Consider the following 24,607-nt stretch of genomic DNA (forward strand, 5'->3'; position numbering starts at 1 on the left):
ATCATTTACGCCTGCAGCGGCAAAGTAGCACCAGCTATGAATTTAATTCAGTAATAAAACGGGCAATTACTCCAGACGTACACTAAATTACAAAAGTCCATCAAAATAACGTGCATTGGAAATGAAGAATTCAAATAGTCCATTTGCTATTCCTGCATGGCTAGACGTCATTCCAGCAGGGATCTTTATCACAGATGCCACAGGATTATGTTGCGACACCAATCGCGCTTGGCAAATGTTATTTGGACTCAGCCATGCGGAAAGCCTCGGCTCGGGCTGGGCACGCAGTATTCACCCCGATGATCAAGCCACCGTATTCGAAACATGGCAAAAGGCCTTGGCACAACAAGCGCCATTTGAAATGACATTTCGCATTTTGTTATCGGATGGCGAAATCCGCCATGTTTTGTCACAAGCCACTCCCCAAATTGACCCACAAGACCAACTCTCACACTATATTGGCAATGTGGAAGACATCACCACGCTGAATAAATTAAGCCAACAAGTCAGCGAGCGCGAACAACGCTTTGCGCATTTGCTGCGCCATATTCCAGGCATGGCTTACCGCTGTAAAAATGATGCCGATTGGACTTTGGAATATTGCACTGCGGGCAGTCTAGCGCTGACGGGCTATTCACCCGAAGATCTGATCGAAAAGCGCATCATCACCCTCGGCGACCTCATTCACGCTGATGATGTGGACTGGCTATGGGCAAAATGCCAACATAATATTGCCCACCAACTACATTGCAGCAATGAATATCGAATATTCACGGCCGATGGCAGTGAAAAATGGGTCTGGGATCAAGCCGACGGCATCTACGATCAAAACGGGCAGCTTTTGTTTATTGAAGGCTTTATCAGTGATATCACCGAACGCCGCCAGCGTGAACTACTCCTCGCGCAAACTCAGCAACAACTGCAAACGAGCTACGATCAATCACCCGACATGCTGCTCAGCATCAACCCACACACCACGCTGATTATGAATTGCAACCAAACTTTGCTCGATAAACTAGGCATGTATCGATCTGAAGTTATTGGTAATAGTGTGTTAGAAATATATACCCCAAACTCTTCTCAATTGGTTCAATCCGAACTATTGCCGAACTACCGCATCAGCGGCGAATTACAGAATATTCCGCTCCAAATCCAAAACAAGAATGGCGCGGTACTCGATGTCTTGCTCAGTAGCAAGGCGATTCGTGATGACCGCGGAGACATTGTTTCATCGCATTCCGTCTGGCGCGATGTCAGTGCCTTACGACAAGCAGAGCAAGCTAAAAACAAAACTGAACGCACCTTAAATGCCATCATGGATGCAACCCCCATCCCGATGGCGATTAACAATCCAGCGCATGAGATCACCTACCTCAATCCCGCATTTACCGACTTGTTCGGCTATACCTTGCTCGATATACCTTGCTTAACGACGTGGTGGTCGCTCGCCTACCCCGACGAAGCCTATCGCACGTGGGTGTGCCAAGAATGGCAAACACGGCTCGATCAGGCGCAAACCAGCGGACACGCTTTTATACCATTGGAAATTTATATTCACGGCAAAAATGGCAACATCGTCAACGCTTTAGCCAGTGCATCCCCCTTACACGCCCACTGGGGAGGGGATCACTTAGTTACACTGATTGACTTAACAGCACAGCATCAACATCAGATCGCAATCACAGAACGCGAGCAAAGCTACCGACAACTATTTGATAACACCGGTATTTCGATCTGGAATCAAGATCAATCACAACTCTTGCAACACCTTGATGAATTGCGCGCCAATGGGGTAAGCGACTTCCCTGCTTACTTAAAACAAAATCCAGCGGCGGCATATCAAATAATGGATTTAATTCAGGTCATTGATGTCAATCCAGCGACCTTGAAATTGTTTGGCAGTCACGAGAAAGCTGAATTTTTACGCAGCTTTACGCGTTTATTCGGCGAAGGGACTGAGGAAGTCGTGCGACAAGAACTATGCGCGTTCTGGCGCAAAGATCTCGAATTCCACAGCGAAGTGAATCTTGTCACCTTGCAAGGTGAGCCGATTCAAGCCACGCTTTCTTTTCCAATCCCACAAAGTCTGGACGAAGCGCGCCACGTGCCAGTCAGCATTAACGACATCACCCAACTCAAAGCCAGCGAACACAAGCTGCTCTCGAGCCGTGCCCAATTCGCAGGAATGATTGATGCAGCGATGGACGCCATCATCACCACCGATGCCGAATTTAATATCATTCTATTTAATCGCGCTGCAGAGCAAATGTTTGGCTTTTCCGCCCATCAAATACTAGGCGCTCCCATTGAAACACTGATTCCGATGAATCAAACAGCCAATCATCGGCAACACATGAATGCATTTGCCATCAAAGGCAATCAAACCCGCAAGATGGGTGGCAAAGCGGCACGCCAAGTCGAGGGGGAACGCGCGGATGGCAAGACGTTTCCCGTCGAGATTGCCATTTCGTACTCAGACAATTACGGCGTACCGATTTATACCGCGATGGTACGGGACATTACCGAACGCATCGCTTATGAAGACAACCTACGCCAATTAGCGGAGTCTTTAGAACTACGGGTGCAACGCCGCACCCAAGAACTCGTCGAAGCCAAACAACAAGCGGAGCAAGCCAATCAAGCAAAAAGTTCATTTTTGGCCAATATGAGCCACGAAATTCGCACACCACTCAATAGTATTTTAGGGATGACCCATTTGGCCCTGCGTACGGGTCTCAGTGATAAACAGCGCGATTACCTACAAAAGATTGAGCAATCTGGCACTCACTTATTGGGCGTCATCAGCGATGTTCTCGACTATTCCAAAATCGAGGCGGGCAAACTCACGCTGGATTCTCACGAATTTAGCCTAGCAGAACTCGTCAAGAATCTGCTCGAGCTACTTTCAGCCCAACTCGAACAGAAAGGGCTGCATCTGCACCTTAACCTCTGCGACAAGCTCCCTACGCGATGTATCGGTGATGAGTTGCGTCTAAGACAAGTTCTACTCAATTTATTGAGTAATGCGATTAAATTCACACCAGCAGGTGATATTCATTTGTCGCTACATCACGGCGAAAATGGCAAAGTCTGTTTTTCAGTCAAAGACAGTGGTATCGGCATCAGCGAGGAGGCACAAACCAAGCTATTTCAGTCCTTCCAGCAAGCGGACAATTCGACCACCCGCAAATATGGCGGCACAGGACTAGGGCTGGCAATTAGCCAGCAAATCGTCAATTTAATGGGTGGCAAAATCACAATACGCAGCGTGCCAAACCAAGGGAGTGAGTTCTGTTTTTGCATTTTGCTGCCCGCCGCGGATGCTTCACTCAACAGGCCCGCAACACCAGTTGACCCACAACAGCTCACCAGCCTAATTGGCAAGCATATTTTGCTGGCTGATGACCACCCATTTAATCAGCAAATTGGCACCGAGTTCTTGCAAGAACTAGGCATTGCGGTGGTCATTGCTAATGATGGGATTGAAGCGGTCAAATTGGCTGAAAAGATCAAATTTGATGCCATTTTGATGGATTTGCAAATGCCAAATATGGACGGCCTCACCGCCTGCCGTACGCTCAGAAAAAATCAAAACTGGCGACAAATCCCGATTATTGCAATGACCGCGAATGTCTCCACAGAGGATCAAAGGCGATGCACAGAAGCAGGGATGAATGATTTCATTGAAAAGCCCATCAACGTTCCCGATCTTTACCGCGCTTTACTGCGTTGCCTTAATCAAGTCCCCGGCCCAACGGCCGAAGTGATCGAACCTAAGCAAAACGAGCTCGTTGATCTAACCGTTTTGCAATCGATGCTCGGTGACAACACTGAACGGCAGCGCAATTACATTGCTAAATTTCTCAGCGCTTATGAAAAAGGCAGACAGCAAATCGAGCTGGCCTATCAATCGGCACAATATGCAACCATTGCCCTTGAGTGCCACAAACTCAAATCGACCGCTCGCACTGTCGGCGCCATGGCCTTGGGGCAACAGCTAGCCGAATTAGATTCCCTGGATATACCGCCAGAAGAATTTGATATCAAGATCAAAGCGGCAGATACCCTTTTTGAGGATACTTGCAAACAATTTGGTCAACTCGGTTTAATTGACGCTAAACCGAACACCACGAGCAACACGAGCAACACAACCCACTCAGACCAGCTCACCAGTAGTCTAAGCATCGTGCTGGTCGATGATGATCAATTCATGCTGGATGTGATGCAGCAACAGCTCGAGAATATCGGTGTGACTGAGCTGGCGTGCTTTACACAAGCACGCGATGCTCTGACTTACCTCGCCCAGCAAGCCACGCAACCGAACTGGATTCTATGTGATCTACAAATGCCTGATATGGATGGCGTCGCTTTTCTGCGTGAATTAGGACAGCTCAAATACAGTGGTGCTATTGCGATTTTATCAGGGATGGATGAGCAAGTACTCAAAGCCACCGAGCGGCTCGCACAATCATTCGGGCTGAAATTAGGCGAAACGCTAAGCAAACCCGTTAAACCCGATGTACTCACCGCGCTGCTGACCAAGCCCATCAGCAATGGCATCCCGCCTGCCAATGAATACACAACGGTTGAGCTAGAGCTGAATGAAACCGAATTACGCTGGGGCTTGGCCAACGACGCGATTGAGCTGTATTACCAACCCAAAGTCAGCACGCAAGAACGTCGCGTCATCGGCGCAGAAAGCCTCGCTCGCTGGCACCACCCGACTCGAGGCATGCTAGGGCCAATTGCGTTTGTTCCTGCCATTGAGGCATTAGGACTGATTGATGAATTTACTTTTTGTGTTCTACGGCAAGCGGTACGCCAACTCAAAATCTGGCAAGAACAAGGCCACACGCTCAAATTGTCAGTCAATGTCTCAATGGATAATTTGACTCGACTGGAGCTACCAGAGCAATTTGAAAAAATACTGCAAGAGCACGACATCTCCCCCAGCGCGATCACGCTAGAAGTCACCGAAACGCAACTTTCACATGATTATGTATTGAGTTTGGATATCTTAACGCGCTTAAGAATTAAAGGATTTGGTCTGTCGATTGATGACTTTGGTACGGGTTTTTCGACGATGGAGCATCTTATGCAAACGCCATTTACCGAACTAAAAATAGACCGTGCTTTTGTACGCGGCGCAAGTACGAATAGCTCAGCACAGCGCATTTTGGAACACAGCGCCAATCTAGGTCGACAGTTTTCACTCAACCTCGTTGCCGAAGGCGTTGAGACAGAAGCCGATTGGAATTTAATTGTTCAAATTGGTTGCCACGAAGTGCAAGGCTATTTCGTCGCTCGCCCCATGCCTGCCGAACAATTGATGCCATGGAAAAACGCTTGGGAAAGCCATATCCCTAAGTAAAAAATATAAAAAACTAACAGACTAGGAAGGACTTAGAAAATGAATGATTTTGCTAAACCATTGGTTTTGGTCGTTGATGATGATGAATTCATGCTCGATTTTATTTATGAAGCGCTCAGTGAAACATGCCAAGTCATCACCGCAGAATCAGGCAGTATTGCGCTAGAGCTATTGCGCAACAAGGGTCCTGCACTGATACTTACGGATATTCAAATGCCAGAAATGGATGGCTATGAATTATGTCGGCAAATCAAAGATGATTTTGATATTAACGACACGCCGGTTCTGTTTTTATCAGCACTCGATGGCATCGAAGATCGCTTGCGCGGTTTTGAAGTCGGCGGTGAAGATTTCGTTCTCAAACCCATCAATCCCAAAGTGCTTGAAGCCAAAGTCGCGAATGTACTCAAACTAATTAGCGAACGCGCTCAGCTTAAATCACAAGCTCAATACGCTACGAACACTGCCATGCTGGCGATGACCAGCATGAGCGAAACTGGCTTGATGCTCGAAGGGATCAAGTTTTTCAATCAAAGCAAAACACCACTTGAGCTGGCCAATGCCGCACTAAAAGCCTTAGCCATGTTTGAGGTGGAAAGCGTTGTTGAGTTTTTATTACCTGCAGGGCAAACACTCGCGCTCAATGCTCGCGGGCCAGCGACCGAACTTGAAATCTCGGTCGTGCAGCATATGGCCAAAATGGATCGAATTACGCAATTTAAAACCCGCATGTCGATCACCTACCCGCACGTGCGTTGCTTAATTTCCAATATGCCGGTTGATGATCCAGATCGCTGTGGTCGCTTACGTGATCACCTAGCCATGTTGATTGAAGCCGTAGAAACTCGACTTGAAGCGATCAATACCTCTAACCAATCGTCGCAACGAGGCAGCGCGATCGATAGCACCATTAAAAACCTCACCACCACCTTGGCCAATATCGATGAAATGCAACGCACCGGCCGTGCCTCGGCATCGATTATTTTAAACAATGTCATGATGAAGGTGGAGCTGGCATTGGTCGGTTTAGAACTGACCGAGCGACAAGAAACCGCGCTGATGACCATCATCCAAGATGGCCTAGAGGATGTATCGAGCACGCTTCTGGCTGAAGCGCACTTCCAAGATCAGCTCAGTACTGCGATTAAGGATTTGCAAAGAACACTGGATCTAAATTAAATTTTGTAGATTGGAATCTACAGGCATCTGTGATGCTTCAATGTGATCAATCGATAAGTTTCAATAACTATTACCCCATTTAGGGTGCGATTTTGGTACATTGTTGAAATAATAAGGAAGAGACAACATGTATCAAAAAATCCTCGGTCCCCTACTTTGGGGCTTTGTGGCTTGTGCTTGGGCGCAAGAACCAAAATTACTAATCAATGAATCCTTCGATGCCGCGCCAGCACTGCCTAAGGACTGGAATTTTCAAACTTGGCAACCCAATATTTCGAGTGCCGACATCCATGTCGATGCTGGAAACAACAGCCTGCATCTAAAAAGTAGCCAAGCCAATCACGCTTATTTAAGTAAAGCCATCCCTGTTTTGGCAAATCATCATTATTTACTTGAAGCCAAAGTCAAAGCCCGTGGCGCAAATCCAAATGCATTAGCAGCCGTGATTGGCATTGAAGGCAATGCCGACGCCAGCGAAACCGTTCTAAGCGATGAGCAATGGCAAATGCGGCAAGTCTATCTGGATACAGGCGACGCAACTTCAGTCACCGTATTGCTGGGTTTAGGGCATTTTGCCAATAATAACCAAGGTGAAGCTTGGTTTGATGATGTTTCCATGACCATGGTCGACATTATTCCGACCGGCAGCAAAGTACTTAAATTGAGCCCATCTGTGCCAGTAGCTGCACCGCCAATATCAGCACCGTCTGCATCGCCGTGGCTCAAGCTTGCTTTAGGCTTGCTTTTACTGATAGTGCTATCTGTAGCGCTGGCTTGGCGACTTAAACGCGCTGATGCTGATGCAATCAATCCCCAAGCGTAACTGACCGATGCGAGATCAGAAACAACATATTGCCATCGTCGATGGTTTGCGCGGCTACGCCATTTTGCTGGTGATGCTATTTCACTTTTGGCAAATTTCTTGGTGGGTCATTCCCGTTCCATTCAGCGATGGACGTTTAAGCTTAGAGTTTATTCAAGTTGCTGGCGGACTAGGCGTTGAGCTATTTTTCTTTCTCAGTGCGTTTTGCCTCTGTTATCCGCACGCGAAAACCATGATCGAGAATACGAGCTTACCTAGTTTGACGCACTACACTTACCGCCGTGCGATCAAAATTCTGCCCTCATATTTTTTAGCCATCTTATTAATCTTGCTACTACTACCGGATCTCTATCCGACGAGTGCCGAGCGCGGCTACTGGACAGATATCCTGATGCACTTGGGATTTATTCATAATCTATTTCCCGATACGCAATACACCATCAATGGCGTATTTTGGTCACTCGGCGTAGAGATTCAGTTTTATGTGCTATTTCCGGTGTTGGCATGGCTGTTTCGCCGCCGACCTTGGCTGGCCTTTGCTTTACTCTGTGCAGCGGCAATCAGTTACCGGATGTGGACACGCATGCTACCCATGGACGAGTTTATTCATTGGAATAATCAACTCCCTGGTTTTCTAGATTTATTTGCTGCTGGCATGCTGAGCGCTTACTTGCTGGTATTACTGCGCCAAGCGCCACTGGGCAGGCTAAAAATCGGCATCAATTTGATTGCCGCTTTATCCATCGTATGTGTCTTACTGCTGTTTGATTCGCTGAATCAACATCGTGGAGCCCCCAATGGCTACCCGATTTGGCAGTCTTACTATCGGCCAGCTTTGGCGCTGATACTGATCACGCTGACGGTCGCAAGCAGCTTTGCCCATCCACTATTTCGCAAACTACTCGCCAATCGAGCACTGATTTTTCTTTCACTGATCTCGTACAACCTGTACTTATGGCACCAAATCATTGCCCGCGTATTAAAAGAGCATGGCTGGTTGGCCGCTAGCACGCCCAATCCTACCGATGATCCAACATGGCGGTGGTCGATGTTCCTCGCTTCTTTCGTGCTTTCTATTCTCATCGCGACGATAATTACTTATGGCTTCGAAAGACCACTCTTGCACTATGGCGTAAAGGGTTGCTGGCAGAGAATAAAACAACGAGCAAAGGGTATGTTAGCGCAGATCAATCCAATAAAGGCTTAGATTAATATACTAAAGCCATTCTCAATTTGAGAATGGCTTTTTCAGATCTGCAATATGTGCCACTTAGCGTCGCCGTTGCTGCGCACGCGGCGAGACAGCCAATACCTGCACTGCACCTTGCTGAAATACGATGGGATAGACCGCGGCCAGATCGCTGATGGTTGGGTAAACACCGCGCTCAAAGTCACTCACGAAAATGTAATCGACTTTGTATTGAGCCAAAAGACTCTCGCGGTGCGCTGGGTTAGTAAAAATCGCTTTCACATCGGCATGCCGTTGCTGCGTATTTAAACCATGGAAAAACAAAAAGGTATCGGTACCAACGACGATATTTCGCCCTGTTAATGCCGAGATGGTGTTGTTGTGATTATCAGCAGTCACAAACATCGCATCTGTGGGCGTATTTGCATCAATAAACTGGGCGGCGGCAACGTGATCGGCATTATAAGCATTGTAGTTAGACACCCATTCGCGCGCGATGGTTAGCGTTCCGGCCAAGCAGCCTATCGCCACAGCCGAAATCAACAAACTCGATGCGGCAAAATAGCGGCCACGTTCACGCCAGTAGCGGAATAGACTCACAATTCCACACGAAGCTGTAATCGCCGCAAACACATACCAGATGTAAAACAGCTTGTTATTGTCATAGAGATTAGGCTGAAAAATAATCAGCTCGGCGACGATGTAAATCACCAAAGGACCAAATTGTAATACGGCCAAATTGCGATTTAACAAAGCCGTATGCCAACGACTACGGACCAGAAGCAGCAAGCTAGCCAGCCAAGCGATGTACACAACCCCCATGTTTTTAATGTAAAACCAAAAATACGGGTCGATTTTGAGTTCATTGACCCAATTCAAATGAAAATGCACAAATCCGCCATTGGCCGTTGCTTGCGGAAAAGTCCAATACAACAATTGACCAATTGCCACAAAAATCGCCGGTAAACCATACCAGCACCAGTCACCGACAACACCGAGTAACTGTGTGCGGCGCTGATACAAATCAACGCCCAGCCAACCAAGCGACAGCAAGCCAATCGCCATAAATGAGTGAGTATGGATCATCGGTAACAAGCCGACCAAAATCCCGGCTAATAAGCCCCAGCCGTGCTTTTCCTTACCGCTGCAACGCGTAAAGCGCAATAAAGCCCACATCGAAAACAGCGCCACTGACCAGCCCGCCATCGATGTGCGCTGCGGAATTATCATATCGGCGATGACATTGCTCCAGCGTATATTCATCGCATTGTAGTTGGTTGGCGTTTTATAAAACTCGGTCAAGATTTGCGCGAAGCTGTATTCGTGCCACCCAAAAAAATAAATAAAACCAAGACCGCCATTGAGAAAAAACAGCACTGTTGCCAATTGTGTCGCGCGGCGGTCTGTACTGACTTCAAACGCCAATAAAATAAAACTCATCACAATCAAACTACACATCAACAGTGATGGTAAAAGCAGCGCCCAGCGCAAGGAAAATCCCAGCTGATACAAGGAAGACGAAACAAGATTCACTAAGAAGGGATAACTCAAACGATGGCCGGGTAAAATGCTGTATTCCGGCGGAAACACCGTTTGCCGCGCCAACGAAGTCACCATACCCATATGCATTTGCAAGTCGCCATAGGTCGCTTGGCCAACGTCATAGCCATTTTCTGTTGGCAAAATAATATGCGTATGCAACAAATAAGCCATCAAGAGCATTAGTGGAATGCCAAGCCACAATAAAGTGCGATGCAATTTGGTGTAATCCAGATCAGGATTGACTGTGAGCGGTTTAGCGTAGGTGTAAATTGCCCCTGCCAAACCGCAAGACAGCGCCAAGCCCAAGCCTTGCACTAGCGGCGTAAATCCAAGCACAAACGCGAACGGAACCGGCGACCACATCAAAGCGACAACACCCAGCACCAGCCCAGCAACGATCCGTACCCACAATGGATGTGTGGCGAATAATTTTTGACCGGCATAGCACCACGCCAGCAAATGCAAGACGAAATAAATCAATCCAAAAAACATAGATAAACCTAGATTTTATTGAGCCGATGAAGTATCGACTGCTTTGACGGTGGCGTGCCGAAATGCCCACCAGTGACTACCACTAAAATTCCAAATCAAACCAATCGCCGTTGTTAGCAATTGTGCAAACCAATAGCCCCAATGCCAATACCCCACAAACAAGGCCATCAAACCCGTATTGATGCACCAGCCAATGCCAGAAATCACATAAAACTTTGTTGCGGCGTCACGGTGAGACTTTTGATTATGTTGGCTTTTAAAAGTGACAAAGTAATTCAATAAATAATTGGCGACCGAGCCCAAGGCATAACCAAGACCTGAGGCAATTGCGGCTTTGATGGCAAAAAATTCCACACCCAGCCATAGCACCATGTACTGAATCGCGGTGCCACATAAACCTACCGCAGCAAAAGTGAGAAATTTCTTAATGATTGGTGGCATTGGAAACCCAAAGGCATCAGCAAAACATCGTCATACCCATTCGTAATTCATACGACGGGGTGCTCGACTCGATCTTATTCCTTAGACGGAAAACCGATTTTATCTTGCACCACATACAGAGGACGACGTTTGATCTCGTTGTAAATCCGGCCGATGTATTCACCTAAAATACCGATGCACATCAATTGCACGCCGCCAAGGAATAAAATCGCCACCATGATTTCCGCCCATCCAGCCACCCAATCAGGTGTGGTTAAGCGTACGAATAAGGTATTAATAATGCCGATCAGCGCAATGAAAGAAGAAAGTAAACCGATGGTGATCGACAGCTGCAATGGCTTGGTTGAGAAGGACAAAATGCCATCGGTGGCAAAACGTATCATTTTGCGCAGCGGATATTTGCTTTCACCGGCAAAACGCTCTGCACGGCGGTATGGGAGTGCAACTTGCTTAAAGCCAACCCAGCTCACCATTCCACGTACAAAACGATCCCGTTCAGGCATCGCCTTGAGCACATCGACCACTTTGCGATCCATTAAACGGAAGTCGCCGGTATCCAGCGGGATAGGTACGTCTGAAAGCTTGTTCAGCACACGATAGAAAGCGCGAGCAGTAACGAGTTTGAAGGCGGACTCTCCCGGACGGTCAACGCGAGTGCCATACACCACATGGTAACCCGAACGCCACAGCGCAATCATCTCACTCACCACTTCGGGTGGATCTTGTAAATCAGCGTCGATCAACACCACAGCATCACCGCTAGCGGCATCAATCCCTGCAGTCACCGCCGTTTGATGACCAAAGTTACGGGCAAATCCAACAATTCTAATCTCAGGATCCGCCGCTTGTGCTGCAATCAACAATTCACGGGTACGGTCTTTACTGCCGTCATCGACAAAGATGAACTCACAGTCCATATCCAACACCGTTGCGCGAAAATCGCGCAATCGTTTCAGTGTTTCACTGATGACTTCTTCTTCGTTGTAACACGGGATAACCACTGACAGTCGCTGTTGCATATTTCACCCTCCATCCACGCGCTCGTTTGGCGCCAAGCATTTTGCTTGATTATTTTTGTAGTGTTCCAATTTGCAGTTACACAATCGAACGGACTCAACCTTACATCATCAAGCTTCGCTTGGAAACCCCGTCTGATGGGCTATTTCACAATTCAAACTTGATTCCTCATTGCATCGCAATAGGAGTGAGGCAAATACACGACAAAGCCAATAAAATAAACACTTTAGCAATTCCTGATGTAGCTATCATGATATTGCACCGCACGATTAAGCCAAAGCCGCAGCCAGATTGAATTCGTAAGAATTGATAACGCAAGCAGAGCAGAGACTGGATGTGACATAGGCACGTGTTCCTCAGGAAGGAACTAGGCGTAAGGATTGAGAGCCGTTATAGTGCGCACTTCCCCAAGGTAAAGTTTGAGTGTTGCATCATGTCTAAATTTTCTGTGCGAACGGTGTGGATTCAGTGTTGTTTTGCCATCTTATTTGGGCTGCTACTGCAGTTGTTTTCAGCCAATGTCTATGCCGAAACCCAAAATATAGTGCGCAACGCAAGTGCAGAAGATGCTAGCCCATCCGGTGGTGCGGCAGGCTGGACTTTTGATCACTGGACACAAGGCGATCCACCGAGCACCGCTACGCGGGATGAAACCGTCTTTCATAGCGGCAGCGCATCACTCAAAATCAATCTTCAGCAAGGCGATGATGGCAAGCTCATGCAAGCGATTCAGGTCAAGCCTGATACATGGTATCGCTTGTCTAGCTGGGTGAAAACGCAAGGTATTCCAAGTGATAGCAAAGTCGGTGCGAATATCAGCGTGGTGGATGCCATGGAATTTGCTGGGGACATCAAAGGCGATAGCGATTGGCAAGAAATCGTCGCCTGGGGCAAAACGGGGCCAGAACAAACTGAGATTAAAGTTGCCGTCCGACTCGGCTTTTACGGCAGCCTAGCCACCGGCACAGTCTGGTTTGATGATATTTCTCTCAGCCAAAGCGAGCCACCTGCAGGCGCTAAAGTCATTAGCTTTACCCCCCCCGCAACCGCACCAGTGGCTGCAGCACCAAGTGGAAAAGCATCTGCCGCACTAGTTTCAACACTCGCGGTCAGTGTAACGCTTGCATTTTTGCTCCTCGCTTGGTTTGTCATTAAACAGCGCAATACGCTCGAAAAACGCTATGGCACCATCATTGATGGCATCACGCCACTGACGCAAACTTGGCAGGTATTCGCTTTAATTGCAGCCGTCGTACTACTCAAAGCATGGGGAGCAGGTACGGTACTGGGTTATACGCAAGACGTGGGTACGTTTAGCGCTTGGGCCATCGATATGTATAGCCGTGGTTTTGCTGGCTTTTATCAACCCGGCTATTTCGCTGATTACCCACCGGGCTACATCACGGTGCTGTGGCTCGTTGGTGCCATCTCGAACTGGTTTGGCATTCAATACGGCACGCCAAGCTTTTTAGTCTTGCTCAAAATGCCAGCGATGTTAGCTGATATTGCGGGCGCTTTCTTTTTACTTAGCCTTGCCCGCCACAACACCACCGAGCGTGCCCTCGCTTTAGTGGCTGCGCTCCTGTGGTTATTTAACCCGCTGGCGATTGTGACTTCGGCCTTCTGGGGTCAAGTGGATAGTATTTTCACACTCATGCTCGCGGCATCGTTCTTGATGCTAGAGCGTCGCCGCGTTATTTTTGCGGCCAGTTTATATGCACTGGCCGTTCTGTTTAAGCCGCAAGCGCTGTTGGTAGGCCCAATTGCGCTGATTGCACTGCTGTCACTTCGCAACATCCCATTGCAACTCAAAGCGCTCGGTGCGGCGATTGCAACGTTTGTTATCTTGTCACTGCCGTTTACGATTTCTCGTGAACCAACATGGATTTTTAGCCTGTATGGCGGCACATTGGCCAGCTATAACTACCTTACTTTAAACGCATTTAATCTATACGCCCTGCTCGGCCAAAACTGGGTCGCAAACGAAACCTTATTCTTGGGCTTGCAAGTCAGCACTTGGGCTTGGTTCTTGACATTATCGTCTTTGGGCGCAGTGGTATACGGCATCATCGCCGCGAATCAACGTGAAAATAATACAGGTCGTTATCTATTTGGCGCCTTTGCCATTTTTGTGTTGTTCTTCGTGCTCGGGCCAAAAATGCACGAGCGCTATTTATTCCCAGCGGCGTTTATCGGCTTCACCGCCTTCCTCGTCATCGGCGACAAACGCGTACTGTGGCTGGCAATTGCAGCGAGCTTAACGACCTATATCAACACCCTCATCACGCTCGATATGATGATGCGTTTGCAAAGCTCATTGGTCGAAAACAGCAATGTGTTCTTGTGGCTCGGTTCGCTGGTAAATGTAATTTTGCTGATCCAAACCTTCCGTGTGGGCTACGATATTTTCTTGCGTGGCAATATCCAGCGGCTGCCCGAAGCCGCCGTATCCACACCACTGACTACAGCTCCGGCCAACACCATCCCAAGCGATCCACCGCTGGCCAAAGTGAGCAAAAACGCATGGCTAGGCTTGGCGACCATTTGCATACTTTACTCAATCGCCGCATTTACATATCTCGGCAATTTTGCCTCGCCACAAAAATTCTGGAATCCACCCGCAGCAGGTGATTGGGCAGTATTTGACCTAGGCTCAATTCAGACAGTGTCTACAGTGCAATACCACCATGGTTTAGGCACTGGCGAGTATGCGATTGCATGGTCCAATGACGGGCAAAACTGGGCCAACGGCAAGGGCATTATTGTCGACAATCGTTTTGCTGAATTTCGCTGGCGCAAAGTCGATGCCAATGTACCGGCACGCTTTTTCAAAGTGGGTTTAAGCACCGGCTCATTGCAAATGAATGAGCTCGCCCTCTTGGATGGCCAAGGCCAAGTGCTGCCGATTAAACAAATTAACGGACCTGATGAAGCAGCCGCTTTATTTGATGAGCAAGGAAAGTTTGACTCGCCTTCGACTGCGTTCAACGGCATGTATTTTGATGAGGTCTATCACGCACACAGTGCATGGGAAATTTTGCAAGGTATCGACGCGACCGAAAACACGCATCCACCGCTGGGCAAAATCATCATCGCGATTGGCATCGCCCTGTTTGGCATGAACCCGTTTGGCTTCCGCTTTATGGGCGTAACGTTCGGCATCATGATGCTGCCGGTGTTTTTCTATCTATCGCGTCGCCTGTTTCGCTCGGACAATTTTGCACTATTAGCTACGGCCTTTCTTGCTGTCGATTTCATGCATTTCACGCAAACGCGAATTGCCACGATTGATACCTACGGCGTGTTCTTTATTCTGGTCAGCTCGTACTGGATGCTGCGCTTTATGCAAAGTGAACCCGTACAAAATGGCTGGAAAACCGATATGAAATCGCTATTCCTGTGCGGTGCAATGTTTGGTCTTGGCGCAGCCAGTAAATGGATCGTGCTCTACCACGGCTTAGGTTTAGCAATCCTGTATTGCTGGAATCTCTGGCGACAAGCAGGCGTCGCCAAAGCGCAAGGCCCGCTGATGCCAGATCAACGTGGTTACGCGCAATGGGTCACGCAAACCGTGTTGGTCTCGATTGTCGCCTTCATTGTAGTGCCGGTACTCATCTACACCGCCGCCTACATTCCATTGATGCAAGCGACTGGTCAAGGCATTTCGGGCATGCTCGCCAACCAATCGAGTATGCTGGCTTACCACAGCGAACTCAAAGCCACCCACCCATTTAGCTCGTTCTGGTATGAATGGCCAACGATGGTCAAACCAATGTGGTATTACGGCGGTAGCGAATGGACTGGGCCGCTGAAAGTATCGACAATTAGCGCGTTTGGTAATCCGATTACTTGGTATTTGGGCACTCTCGCATTTATCTTCGCGCTGGCTTGGCGTGCCGTGTTGGCGGGGTCAAAAGCAACGGTTGAACGCTTTAATGTCAGCGACAGCCAAAAACTGGCGCTGGGTTTTATCCTTATCGCTGGCTTAGCGCAATTCCTACCTTGGGCAGTCATCCCCCGCAAATTGGTCTTCATCTACCATTTCTTCGCGTCAGTGCCGTTCATTATTTTAGCGCTGGTGTGGTGGTTGCAACGCTTGCAAATCTACAATCCAAATCGCAAATGGGCGCAATACTTGCCTTGGAGTATGTTTGCTGCCGCGCTCATACTCTTTATCGCCTACTTCCCAGCCATAAGCGGCCTACCCGTACCACGCGGGTGGCTAGAATTTATGAGCAAAGGGCCGATTACCCTATACTACTGATCATCCTATCACCCAATAAAAAACGACCTTCGGGTCGTTTTTTATTGCTACATCTCAACCTATACCCAATGGGTATTACCATCAAAGCATTTATAAATAATGCGTACAAAGCAATACCAACCCCACCAACTATCACATTAATTAATCCACAAGATCAAGCGGCCAAAAATCGCTTGCCCTATCGTACACAATACGGTGAAATCCGAGCATGACTTTCCAATGCCGCCCACAATGCGCAGCCTGCTGCACCGCTCCGTCCATCTCCAGCCCTATTCCCGGCATGCCCAATGGCAAACCGGCAGGCGTTTTGTGTATTCAGCTCGATGAACAGCTTGGCTGTAAAATATTTGGCCAGCCAGAGCGGCCAGCCGTTTGTGCTGGGCTGCAACCCTCGTTTGAAATGTGCGGCAATTCTAAAACTGAAGCGATGTTTTTTTTGACGCAACTTGAGGTCGCCACCGCGCCTCAGGCAAACAACAGCCAATAAAAAAGCCACCGCAGTTTTTAGCTGCAGTGGCTTTATCATGATCACTGCGAATTACTTGCTCGCCGCAGTCACCGTTTGATCCAACACTGTTAAATCCGGCAAGGTTTTGCAAGCATCCGCCGCGACGATCCATTTTTCTGGCACAAACCAACTCTTAGCAGCAGCATCAACATTGGCACGGCTGAGAATTTGCTCGGGTTTCGGATTCAACCAGCTCAGGTCCTTGTTATAAACCCAATGAAACATTTGCGAATACGCGTACCAGTAAGGGTATTTCGGGCCGTTATCCAAGCCTTTTTGCATAAACTCATGCATCGCTTTGAGCTCGGCATCGCTCACTGAATTTTGACTCAGTTTTCTTAATTCCTGTGCGGCAAGCACTAAAGCCTGACCACATTTCTCACGCGATACACTATATAAAAGACTCAATGTTGGCCCATAGTAAGGCGACATTTCGCCCCAAGTATGCACCTCATAAGTATCCCCAGCTTGCTCGCGTAATATCGTCAACAAGCGTTGTTTAATCACATCGTTCAATCCTTCTTGCAAGAAGGCATTCTGGGTATTAGCCCCAACGCCATCCAGCGCAACGCTCCAGAGCGAATACATGTCATTATTATGAGTAAATATATTGAGAGACTCCTGCAAGCGCTCACTCAGCACCGTGTTCGACAACGATTGTATCTTCGGCTCGATTTTAATCGGTGACAATGTCACCGCCGCTGGCTTAGCTGGCGGGATGCTGGCGATATAACGCTCGACCAGATCTTTGGCTTGCGCCATATCCGCAACACCCGTTAACACCATTCGCAACTGAGCTGGATTGCCATACAATTGCTTGCGTAACTGATCGAGCTTTTCGGTACTCATCTCGTAGTCATTCAAAATAAACCAAGGCCGATAAGGCCACGCATCACCATACAGTTTTAAGTTCATATCAGGGCCATTCTTCATATAGCTTTGATACGCTTGCAACGCCGCTTTTTCATTCGCAGCATGATCACTGCGTGGGTGAGCCATCGAAAGATAAAGTAGCTGCATCATCGGCTGCAGAGAACGTTCCGCAGCGACACCACCAAAACCATGTTGTGCAGTCTCAAAGATCGGTTTTAACTCCAATACTTCATTGCGCAACGCTTGACTGAGCTCGGCAGAATTCAAATTTCCAACACCCGCCAAGTTCATATAGTTTGGCAACACTTTAGAGGCCGATTGCAACTCTTTTGGCAAAGCCAACGCGCCGCCCGCAAAACGAACATTCACACCGATTTGCTCATTAGCTTGACGCTGCTGGCGAATCAATACTTGCGCGCCATTACTCAAGGTCCAAACCGTTGCGCCATTTTCTGTTTTCGTTTTGACGACCTTCCCGCGTTTCGGCTCTTTGGCTAACAACGGTTTTTCAACGCGGGTAACTAGCGCTTGTAATGTTTCGGCATCGACCGACGCGATCATTGCAGCCAATTTTTCATCATTCCAAGTATCGCCGTCATTTCTGCTATTTGATTCTTTAGGTCGCAAAATCATCGCAATTTGATCGGGGGTCCTGACGATGTTTTGCCATGCAGCATTCACCGCCTGCGGCGTAATCTTTGCAGGGTCAAAAATGACGCTATGGTCTGCATCATAAAAAGACGGTATCCCGAATTTAGCAGAACGTATCAGCGAATCAGCCCAAGTTTGATTCGACACAGGCATATTTTCCAGCGACAAAGTAAAGCTAGTGATGGCATCGGCCACCTCCGCATCACTAAAGCCCGTTTCGCGCGCACGGCGCACCTCGCGATACAACTGGGTTAATCCATCACCCAGCTTTTCATTTTTTACGATGGTATATAAAGAAAAATTGCGCTCACGACCTACGATACCACTTTCATCAAACCATTCTGCCGAAGAAAAATGCTGATTGTCTTGCATCGCCAATTTCTGCAAACGTTGCTGCATCGCTTGCATCGCAAGACCTTGCAATTGCACTTGTACTACATCGGTAACGGGTTGCTGAATAAAATTCCACGTTACGCCAAACTCAGTGTGTGGCCACGGAGGAGGGTTGCCGCGATAGGTGCGCACTTTTGGCGTCAGTGGCAAAACTGGATATTGGCTGTCCTGATCACCTATTGCTGCTTTAGCAAATAAAGACTTAATCTTTTGCTCGATGCTATTTGGTACATCGCCAGCAATCACCAAGGTCATTTTTTGTGGCTGATACAGCCTGCGATACAGAGCTTCGACGCGTTCCTGAGACTGCTCACGAACATTGTCTGCAGTTCCTCCCTGCTGGTTATCTAAGTGTGGCGCATTCGGAGTTAAAACTGAGTAAAAATGCCCCAAGCTCTGCAGTGTTTCTTTTTTTAAGCGGATTTCATCAAGCACTACACCGCGCTCGATTTTGAGCTCTTCAGCATCAAATACAATGTCGCCATTGGCCCAATCAGCCATTAGTTGCAATCCGCGATCTAAGGTATCTGGCTTCACTTTGAAAAAGTACATGGTATTTTCTATGCCTGTGAAGGCATTGCTGTCATTTCCCCAGCGCATACCGCTGCTATTGAAAAAAGCCTTCACTTCATCCTTGCCAAAGTTCTTGGTCTGACGAAACGCCATATGCTCAATCAAATGCGCGATGCCGCGCTCATCATCGGCTTCGCTGAGCGAGCCACTATTGACCAGTAAACGCAATTCCACTTCGCTGGGCTCACCGGCTTGGGGCGTCATCGGCTTGATCAAATAGCGCAAACCATTGGGCAATTGCCCTTGGATCACACGGGGATGTAGATGCGGAATGGGTGCTAGTTTTTCGGGCGAAGCAAAAACAGCGACCGAGAAAAACAATGACAAACACAAGATAATTGTTTTTTTCATGACAGGCTCAAGACATATTGACGTTGGCATTATGCCTGAAATAAAAATTAACAAAGTTGATGGAGCTTCAACTTTTATCTGAAGATCGAGATCAAAATTTCGGCAAACAACTGATTAATCTAAATTTTTTATCCTTATTACAGCAGCTCGATCTGCACTATTTCACTGCGTATGCCGTAAACCTAAGCTGATCCTCATCGGGAATTGCACCTATTTACGCTGCTTACGCGCCTATTTCAGCGCAAAAGCAAGGTACAATCAGCCGCATCTTCGGACGGCCTTGTTACAAATAATATGCAAGCCGAACGCCTCATCGTGCAGCCTGAAGTGTCAGTGCTGCTGTGCGTTAATCCCCAACACGACGATGGATTAAACAATATGGAACAAACCCTAATTCGGATGATGGATGCGAAAAGCGATCCCGTCACCAGCCTAAAAGAACTCATTGATGCATTACGCCCAGCCAAGGCCAGCGATACCGTCACGGCGGTGAATAATGCCCGCGCACTGTGCTATTTGCTGGAACAACACGCCGACTATCGTGCGGCATTGCGCAAACAACTGTTTGCCCTCTTGGGGACGACACGCCAAGTTCAGCTCTATACCGATACCGGTATTTTATCGAATGAGAGTTTCTTTACCGCCATTCAACGCCGTGTCGGTTCCAAGCTGCTCCCCCCCCCGATCAATCCTGATTATTTAAAAGATTTATTCGGGGTATTATTCCCAAATCGCAATGATTACCTATGGTTGAACGCAATACCCAAAGAAGTTTGGTTTGAGGTCGGCGATGCGGCCCATACTGAAGAACTCAGTATGTTTGAGATTCCAACGCATATTCGCTTGCAACAGCTCGAAGCGATTCAGGTTTTGTCTTGCCGCCTGTCTGCGATTGGTCTTGAGCCTGAAATCGTCTTGCATCACCCCGATGTGGAACGGTTTGAATCGCCCTTTGTGCGGCTCAATGCCGAAGTTTTGAGCTATATCGAACGCTATCGGGAAGACCTCACTGCTCGCCGCCCGCCGGATGAAGATCATCTCCATATTTTTGTTTTGCTCGACCAGTGCGAAACCATCATTGCCAAAGTCTGGAAAATGGCCGCCAAAAATGGGGCATCGGTCAGTTTGACTTATCATTTATTACGCTTAAAACAGCATATTGATCGTTTAAAAGTACTATTCCAACTGGTCGATTCAACGCCAGAAGCCAAACACTCACCAGCGCTACTAGGCCTTTTTCTCGAACTGGTCAAAGCTGAAAATCGCAAATACAGTGTGCGCGATGTATTGCGCGAGAATACTGAACTACTGGCTTTACAAGTCACCGAACACGCCAGCCACACCGGCGAGCACTACATCAGTGAAACGCGGCGTGAATGGTTACAAATGTTCCGTTCTGCCGCGGGAGCTGGGGTGATTGTCGGGTTTATGGCGCTGATTAAGATTTTGTCGGCCAAAGCCCACTTACCACCGCTACTCGAAGCCTTTACCTTCAGCATGAATTACGCCTTGGGTTTTATGCTGATTCATATTTTGCATTTCACGGTAGCGACCAAGCAGCCAGCGATGACGGCGGCGCGCATCGCGGCGGCACTGCCTTCGCTCGACAATAAAAAAACCGATAGTTATACCGAGTTGGTTGAGCTGATTATCAAGGTGATACGCACGCAGTTTATTGCAATTATTGGCAATGTCTTACTCGCCGCCCCCGTGGCACTGGGGATTGCATGGTTGTGGTGGTATGAATTGGGCTATCACGTGGTCGATACCACTAAGGCCGATAAAATGCTCGCGGAGTTGATGCCGATTAGTGGCAATGCTGTTTTCTATGCCGCCATTGCCGGTTGCTGCTTATTCTTGGCCGGATTGATTTCCGGTTATTACGACAATAAATCGCTCTACAACCAAATCCCGCAGCGGATTGCAGCCATGCCACTCCTTAATAAAATCTTGGGTGAGCATCGTAGTCGTCGCCTAGGCCAATACATCGAACACAATCTGGGCGCATTGGCGGGTAATTTTTACTTCGGGATTATGCTCGGCAGTATCGGCACCATCGGCTTTCTGCTCGGGCTGCCGCTCGACATACGTCACATTACTTTCTCGGCCGCGAATCTGGCTTATGCGATCTCAGCCTATGAATTTACGCTGGCGTGGCCGATTGTTGCGTGGGGTGCGTTGGGCGTCACCATCATCGGTGTGACCAATTTATTTGTGAGTTTCACCTTGGCGCTGTGGGTCGCGATGCGCTCACGTAAACGTCATTTACGTGAACTTAAACCACTCTGGGGCAAGTTCTGGCGCCGAGCACTGAGCCGGCCGATTGATTTATTTATCGCCCCCAAAACGCCATCCACTGAGGAAAATTCCCATGCCTGAGTTAGAAACCAATGGTGCAACTGAATTAAATACAACCATTGCGGATGCATTGGCTGGCGTGGGTTGGATTGTGATTCCGAATTTTTTATCCGCTGATGAACTGAGTCATTTGCAGCAACTGGCCACCACACGAAAAAGGGCCTTCGCAGCCGCCGGCGTTGGCCGTGAAGCCGCGCATCAAGTGCGACAAGACATTCGCGGTGATGCGGTATTGTGGGTTGAGAATGATGATGCTGAAATGCGCGAAGCCAATCAGCGCATGGCCGACTTGCAGCAGAGCTTAAACCGTGAGCTGTATTTGGGCTTGAACGAGCTAGAATGGCACTTTGCGCGATATCCGGTCGGTAGTTTCTACCAACGCCACCTTGACCAACACCGGAATCAAGACACGCGTGTGGTCACTGTCGTGCAATACCTCAATGACAACTGGACCGAGCTTGATGGCGGGCAGTTACGCATTTACCTCGACGACGAACAGCACATCGACGTAACGCCGCACGGCGGCACTTTGGTGGTGTTTTTATCCAATCGATTTGAGCACGAAGTACTTCCCGCGCAGCGCGAGCGCCTCTCGCTCACCGGCTGGTATCGCCGCCGTACCAATTAATCCAAAGCCCCTTTCGTAAGGGGCTTTTTCTATGTAGACAAAGGCTTCCGCGCGCCTAGCTGCATTAGCAATTACTCATTTTATCGCCGCCCACTGAGCCAATAGACCGCTAACCTCAAATCCATCACCGCTCACTGATTTTCTATCCCTGCGTACGCCACTGATCGATCACACTAACGCTTTGCCGCATGAAGCCAATTAAAACCATAAGCGCGCAATTTAATACCACAGGGAAATCACATGTTCATTAATTCAGTCTTGCAGCGTTGGCGAGTCAGTATCCGACTACTTTCACTTTGCCTATTAGCCACGCTTATTCTGGCGACCGTTGGGGGATTATCGCTGCTTGATCTGCGCCAAAGTATGCTCGAAGAGCGCCAATCCAAAGTCCGCGCACAGGTTGAATCAGCGGTTGGGATGGTGAATTATTTTCAAAATCAGGCCGAACGTGGCCAGTTAAGCCAAGAGGCCGCCCAAGCCCAAGCCGCCGCCGCACTACGTGATATCCGCTTTGAAAAAAACGAGTACTTTTTTATTATCAATACCGATATGGTCTACCAGATGCACCCGATCAAGCCAGAGTTGGTCGGCCAATATAAAGGCGATCTGAAAGATACCAATGGTGTGATGATCTTGCAGGACTTAGTGGCAGCAGCCAAAAAAGGCGGTGATTTTTCATACTTCCATTTTGCAAAACCCGGCGCTAAAGAACCACAACCCAAAATCGCGTATTCCATGCTGGTTCCTGCTTGGAATTGGGTGATCGCAACAGGCGTTTATGAAGACGACCTCAATGCTGCTTTCATCAATAAGCTGATCTTTGCATCGGTGCAATTACTTGGACTGGCTTTGTTACTCGCGTGGGTTTCATGGCTTATTTCGCGCTCAATTTTGCAGCAATTGGGCGGAGAGCCTCAAGATGCCATGCAGATTATGAGCGAAATCACGGCGGGTAATTTGCAAGTGGAGATACATTGCAAACACCCCAACAGCCTACTCGCTTCTTTACAAACTATGGTGCAAGGTCTGCGCAGCACCTTGCAATCCGTTCAGCAACACGCCGGTACGCTCAGCCAGCAATCCTCGCAAATTGCCCAATCGAGCAATGCAATCGCCCAAGCGGCAGCCAAACAAGCGGATGCGACTTGCTCGATGGCGGCGGCGATGGAAGAGCTAACTGTAAGCATTTCTCATATTTCTGATAATTCGAACATGACCGAGCATGCGTCACGCGATGCAACCGAGCTTGCCCGCACAGGCGTAACTCAGGTGCGGGACACCACCGAATTAATGGAACATATCGCCCGAAGTGTGAGCGGTGCAACACATCAAATCCAAGAGCTCGATAGCAAAGCCAAAGCGATTTCAGGAATTGCAGCAGTCATCAAAGATATCGCAGGCCAAACTAATTTGCTGGCACTCAACGCAGCGATCGAGGCCGCTCGGGCTGGTGAGCAAGGTCGTGGCTTTGCGGTGGTCGCCGATGAAGTGCGTAAACTAGCAGAGCGAACCTCATCCGCTACGATTGATATTGAGCGGATGCTCATTACCATTTTGGGCGAAACAGAACAGGTCGTCTTGCTGATGCAAACTGCGTTGCCTGAAGTTAATCGCGGCGTCGAATTGGCCCGCCATGTCGCAAACTCTCTGCAGCACATTCACCAAGGTGCTGAGTCCACGCTGGAGCACCTGCAAGAAGTATCATCGGCTACGCGCGAGCAGAGTGTAGCCAGCAATAGCATTGCCGTGCGGGTTGAGGATATTTCACAAATGGTGGAGGAAACCAGCTTAGCGATTCGTCATTCAGCAGAGAGTGCGCGTGGCGTCGAGCAAATCGCAGGGGAACTTAAAGAAATGGTTGGCCGTTTTCGCATTTGAAGTATTGGCCGTGCAGCGGGAGCAACTGACTTTGTGCACAGCTCTCTCCATACAAAGGGCGTAAAATCACTTAATT

13 protein-coding genes are annotated in these 24,607 nt (G+C 48.4%); 8 read left to right on the forward strand and 5 right to left on the reverse strand.

Annotated features, from left to right (window positions below; translation table 11 throughout):
* Positions 1 to 121 precede the first annotated feature (121 nt).
* The 4 genes from K4H28_RS10810 (at position 122) to K4H28_RS10825 (ending at position 8,580) form a co-directional block, all read left to right on the forward strand.
* Complete coding sequence (locus K4H28_RS10810) at positions 122 to 5,371, forward strand: PAS domain S-box protein (RefSeq protein WP_221005207.1); 5,250 nt, start codon at positions 122 to 124, stop codon at positions 5,369 to 5,371.
* A 39-nt stretch (positions 5,372 to 5,410) separates the two neighbouring features.
* Positions 5,411 to 6,550 (forward strand): response regulator, encoded by a 1,140-nt coding sequence (locus K4H28_RS10815; protein WP_221005208.1) that lies wholly within the window; start codon positions 5,411 to 5,413, stop codon positions 6,548 to 6,550.
* A 127-nt stretch (positions 6,551 to 6,677) separates the two neighbouring features.
* Positions 6,678 to 7,373: a hypothetical protein gene (locus K4H28_RS10820; protein ID WP_221005209.1), complete on the forward strand. Its 696-nt coding sequence runs from the start codon at positions 6,678 to 6,680 to the stop codon at positions 7,371 to 7,373.
* A gap of 7 nt (positions 7,374 to 7,380) precedes the next feature.
* Positions 7,381 to 8,580 carry an acyltransferase family protein gene (locus K4H28_RS10825; RefSeq protein WP_221005210.1) on the forward strand — a complete coding sequence of 400 codons (1,200 nt, stop codon included), beginning with the start codon at positions 7,381 to 7,383 and terminating at the stop codon, positions 8,578 to 8,580.
* Positions 8,581 to 8,643: 63 nt separating this feature from the next.
* Here K4H28_RS10825 and K4H28_RS10830 read toward each other — a convergent pair whose 3' ends face one another.
* From K4H28_RS10830 to K4H28_RS10840, 3 genes are all read right to left on the reverse strand, one after another.
* Entirely contained in the window at positions 8,644 to 10,596 is a 1,953-nt protein-coding gene (locus K4H28_RS10830; protein ID WP_221005211.1) for a hypothetical protein, read from the reverse strand.
* A 15-nt stretch (positions 10,597 to 10,611) separates the two neighbouring features.
* Entirely contained in the window at positions 10,612 to 11,037 is a 426-nt protein-coding gene (locus tag K4H28_RS10835) for a GtrA family protein (protein ID WP_221005212.1), read from the reverse strand.
* Positions 11,038 to 11,111: 74 nt separating this feature from the next.
* A complete protein-coding gene (locus K4H28_RS10840) occupies positions 11,112 to 12,056 on the reverse strand; it encodes a glycosyltransferase family 2 protein (RefSeq protein WP_221005213.1) in 945 nt (314 codons plus the stop codon).
* A gap of 431 nt (positions 12,057 to 12,487) precedes the next feature.
* Between K4H28_RS10840 and K4H28_RS10845 the strand changes: the two genes are divergently transcribed.
* Entirely contained in the window at positions 12,488 to 16,318 is a 3,831-nt protein-coding gene (locus K4H28_RS10845; protein WP_221005214.1) for a phospholipid carrier-dependent glycosyltransferase, read from the forward strand.
* Between the two features lie 178 nt (positions 16,319 to 16,496).
* Here the strand turns inward: K4H28_RS10845 and K4H28_RS16990 are convergent, their stop codons facing one another.
* Both K4H28_RS16990 and K4H28_RS10855 read right to left on the reverse strand, forming a co-directional pair.
* Entirely contained in the window at positions 16,497 to 16,844 is a 348-nt protein-coding gene (locus K4H28_RS16990; protein ID WP_444542507.1) for a hypothetical protein, read from the reverse strand.
* A 12-nt stretch (positions 16,845 to 16,856) separates the two neighbouring features.
* Positions 16,857 to 19,667, reverse strand: a complete 2,811-nt coding sequence (locus tag K4H28_RS10855) for a M16 family metallopeptidase (RefSeq protein ID WP_221005216.1) — start codon at positions 19,665 to 19,667, stop codon at positions 16,857 to 16,859.
* Between the two features lie 378 nt (positions 19,668 to 20,045).
* Between K4H28_RS10855 and K4H28_RS10860 the strand changes: the two genes are divergently transcribed.
* From K4H28_RS10860 to K4H28_RS10870, 3 genes are all read left to right on the forward strand, one after another.
* Complete coding sequence (locus K4H28_RS10860) at positions 20,046 to 22,046, forward strand: site-specific recombinase (RefSeq protein ID WP_221005217.1); 2,001 nt, start codon at positions 20,046 to 20,048, stop codon at positions 22,044 to 22,046.
* Entirely contained in the window at positions 22,039 to 22,653 is a 615-nt protein-coding gene (locus tag K4H28_RS10865; protein ID WP_221005218.1) for a 2OG-Fe(II) oxygenase, read from the forward strand. The genes K4H28_RS10860 and K4H28_RS10865 overlap by 8 nt, the downstream gene beginning before the upstream one ends.
* 240 nt (positions 22,654 to 22,893) lie before the next feature.
* Positions 22,894 to 24,531: a methyl-accepting chemotaxis protein gene (locus tag K4H28_RS10870; RefSeq protein ID WP_221005219.1), complete on the forward strand. Its 1,638-nt coding sequence runs from the start codon at positions 22,894 to 22,896 to the stop codon at positions 24,529 to 24,531.
* Positions 24,532 to 24,607: the final 76 nt, after the last annotated feature.

The organism is Deefgea tanakiae, assembly GCF_019665765.1.
Lineage (GTDB): Bacteria > Pseudomonadota > Gammaproteobacteria > Burkholderiales > Chitinibacteraceae > Deefgea > Deefgea tanakiae.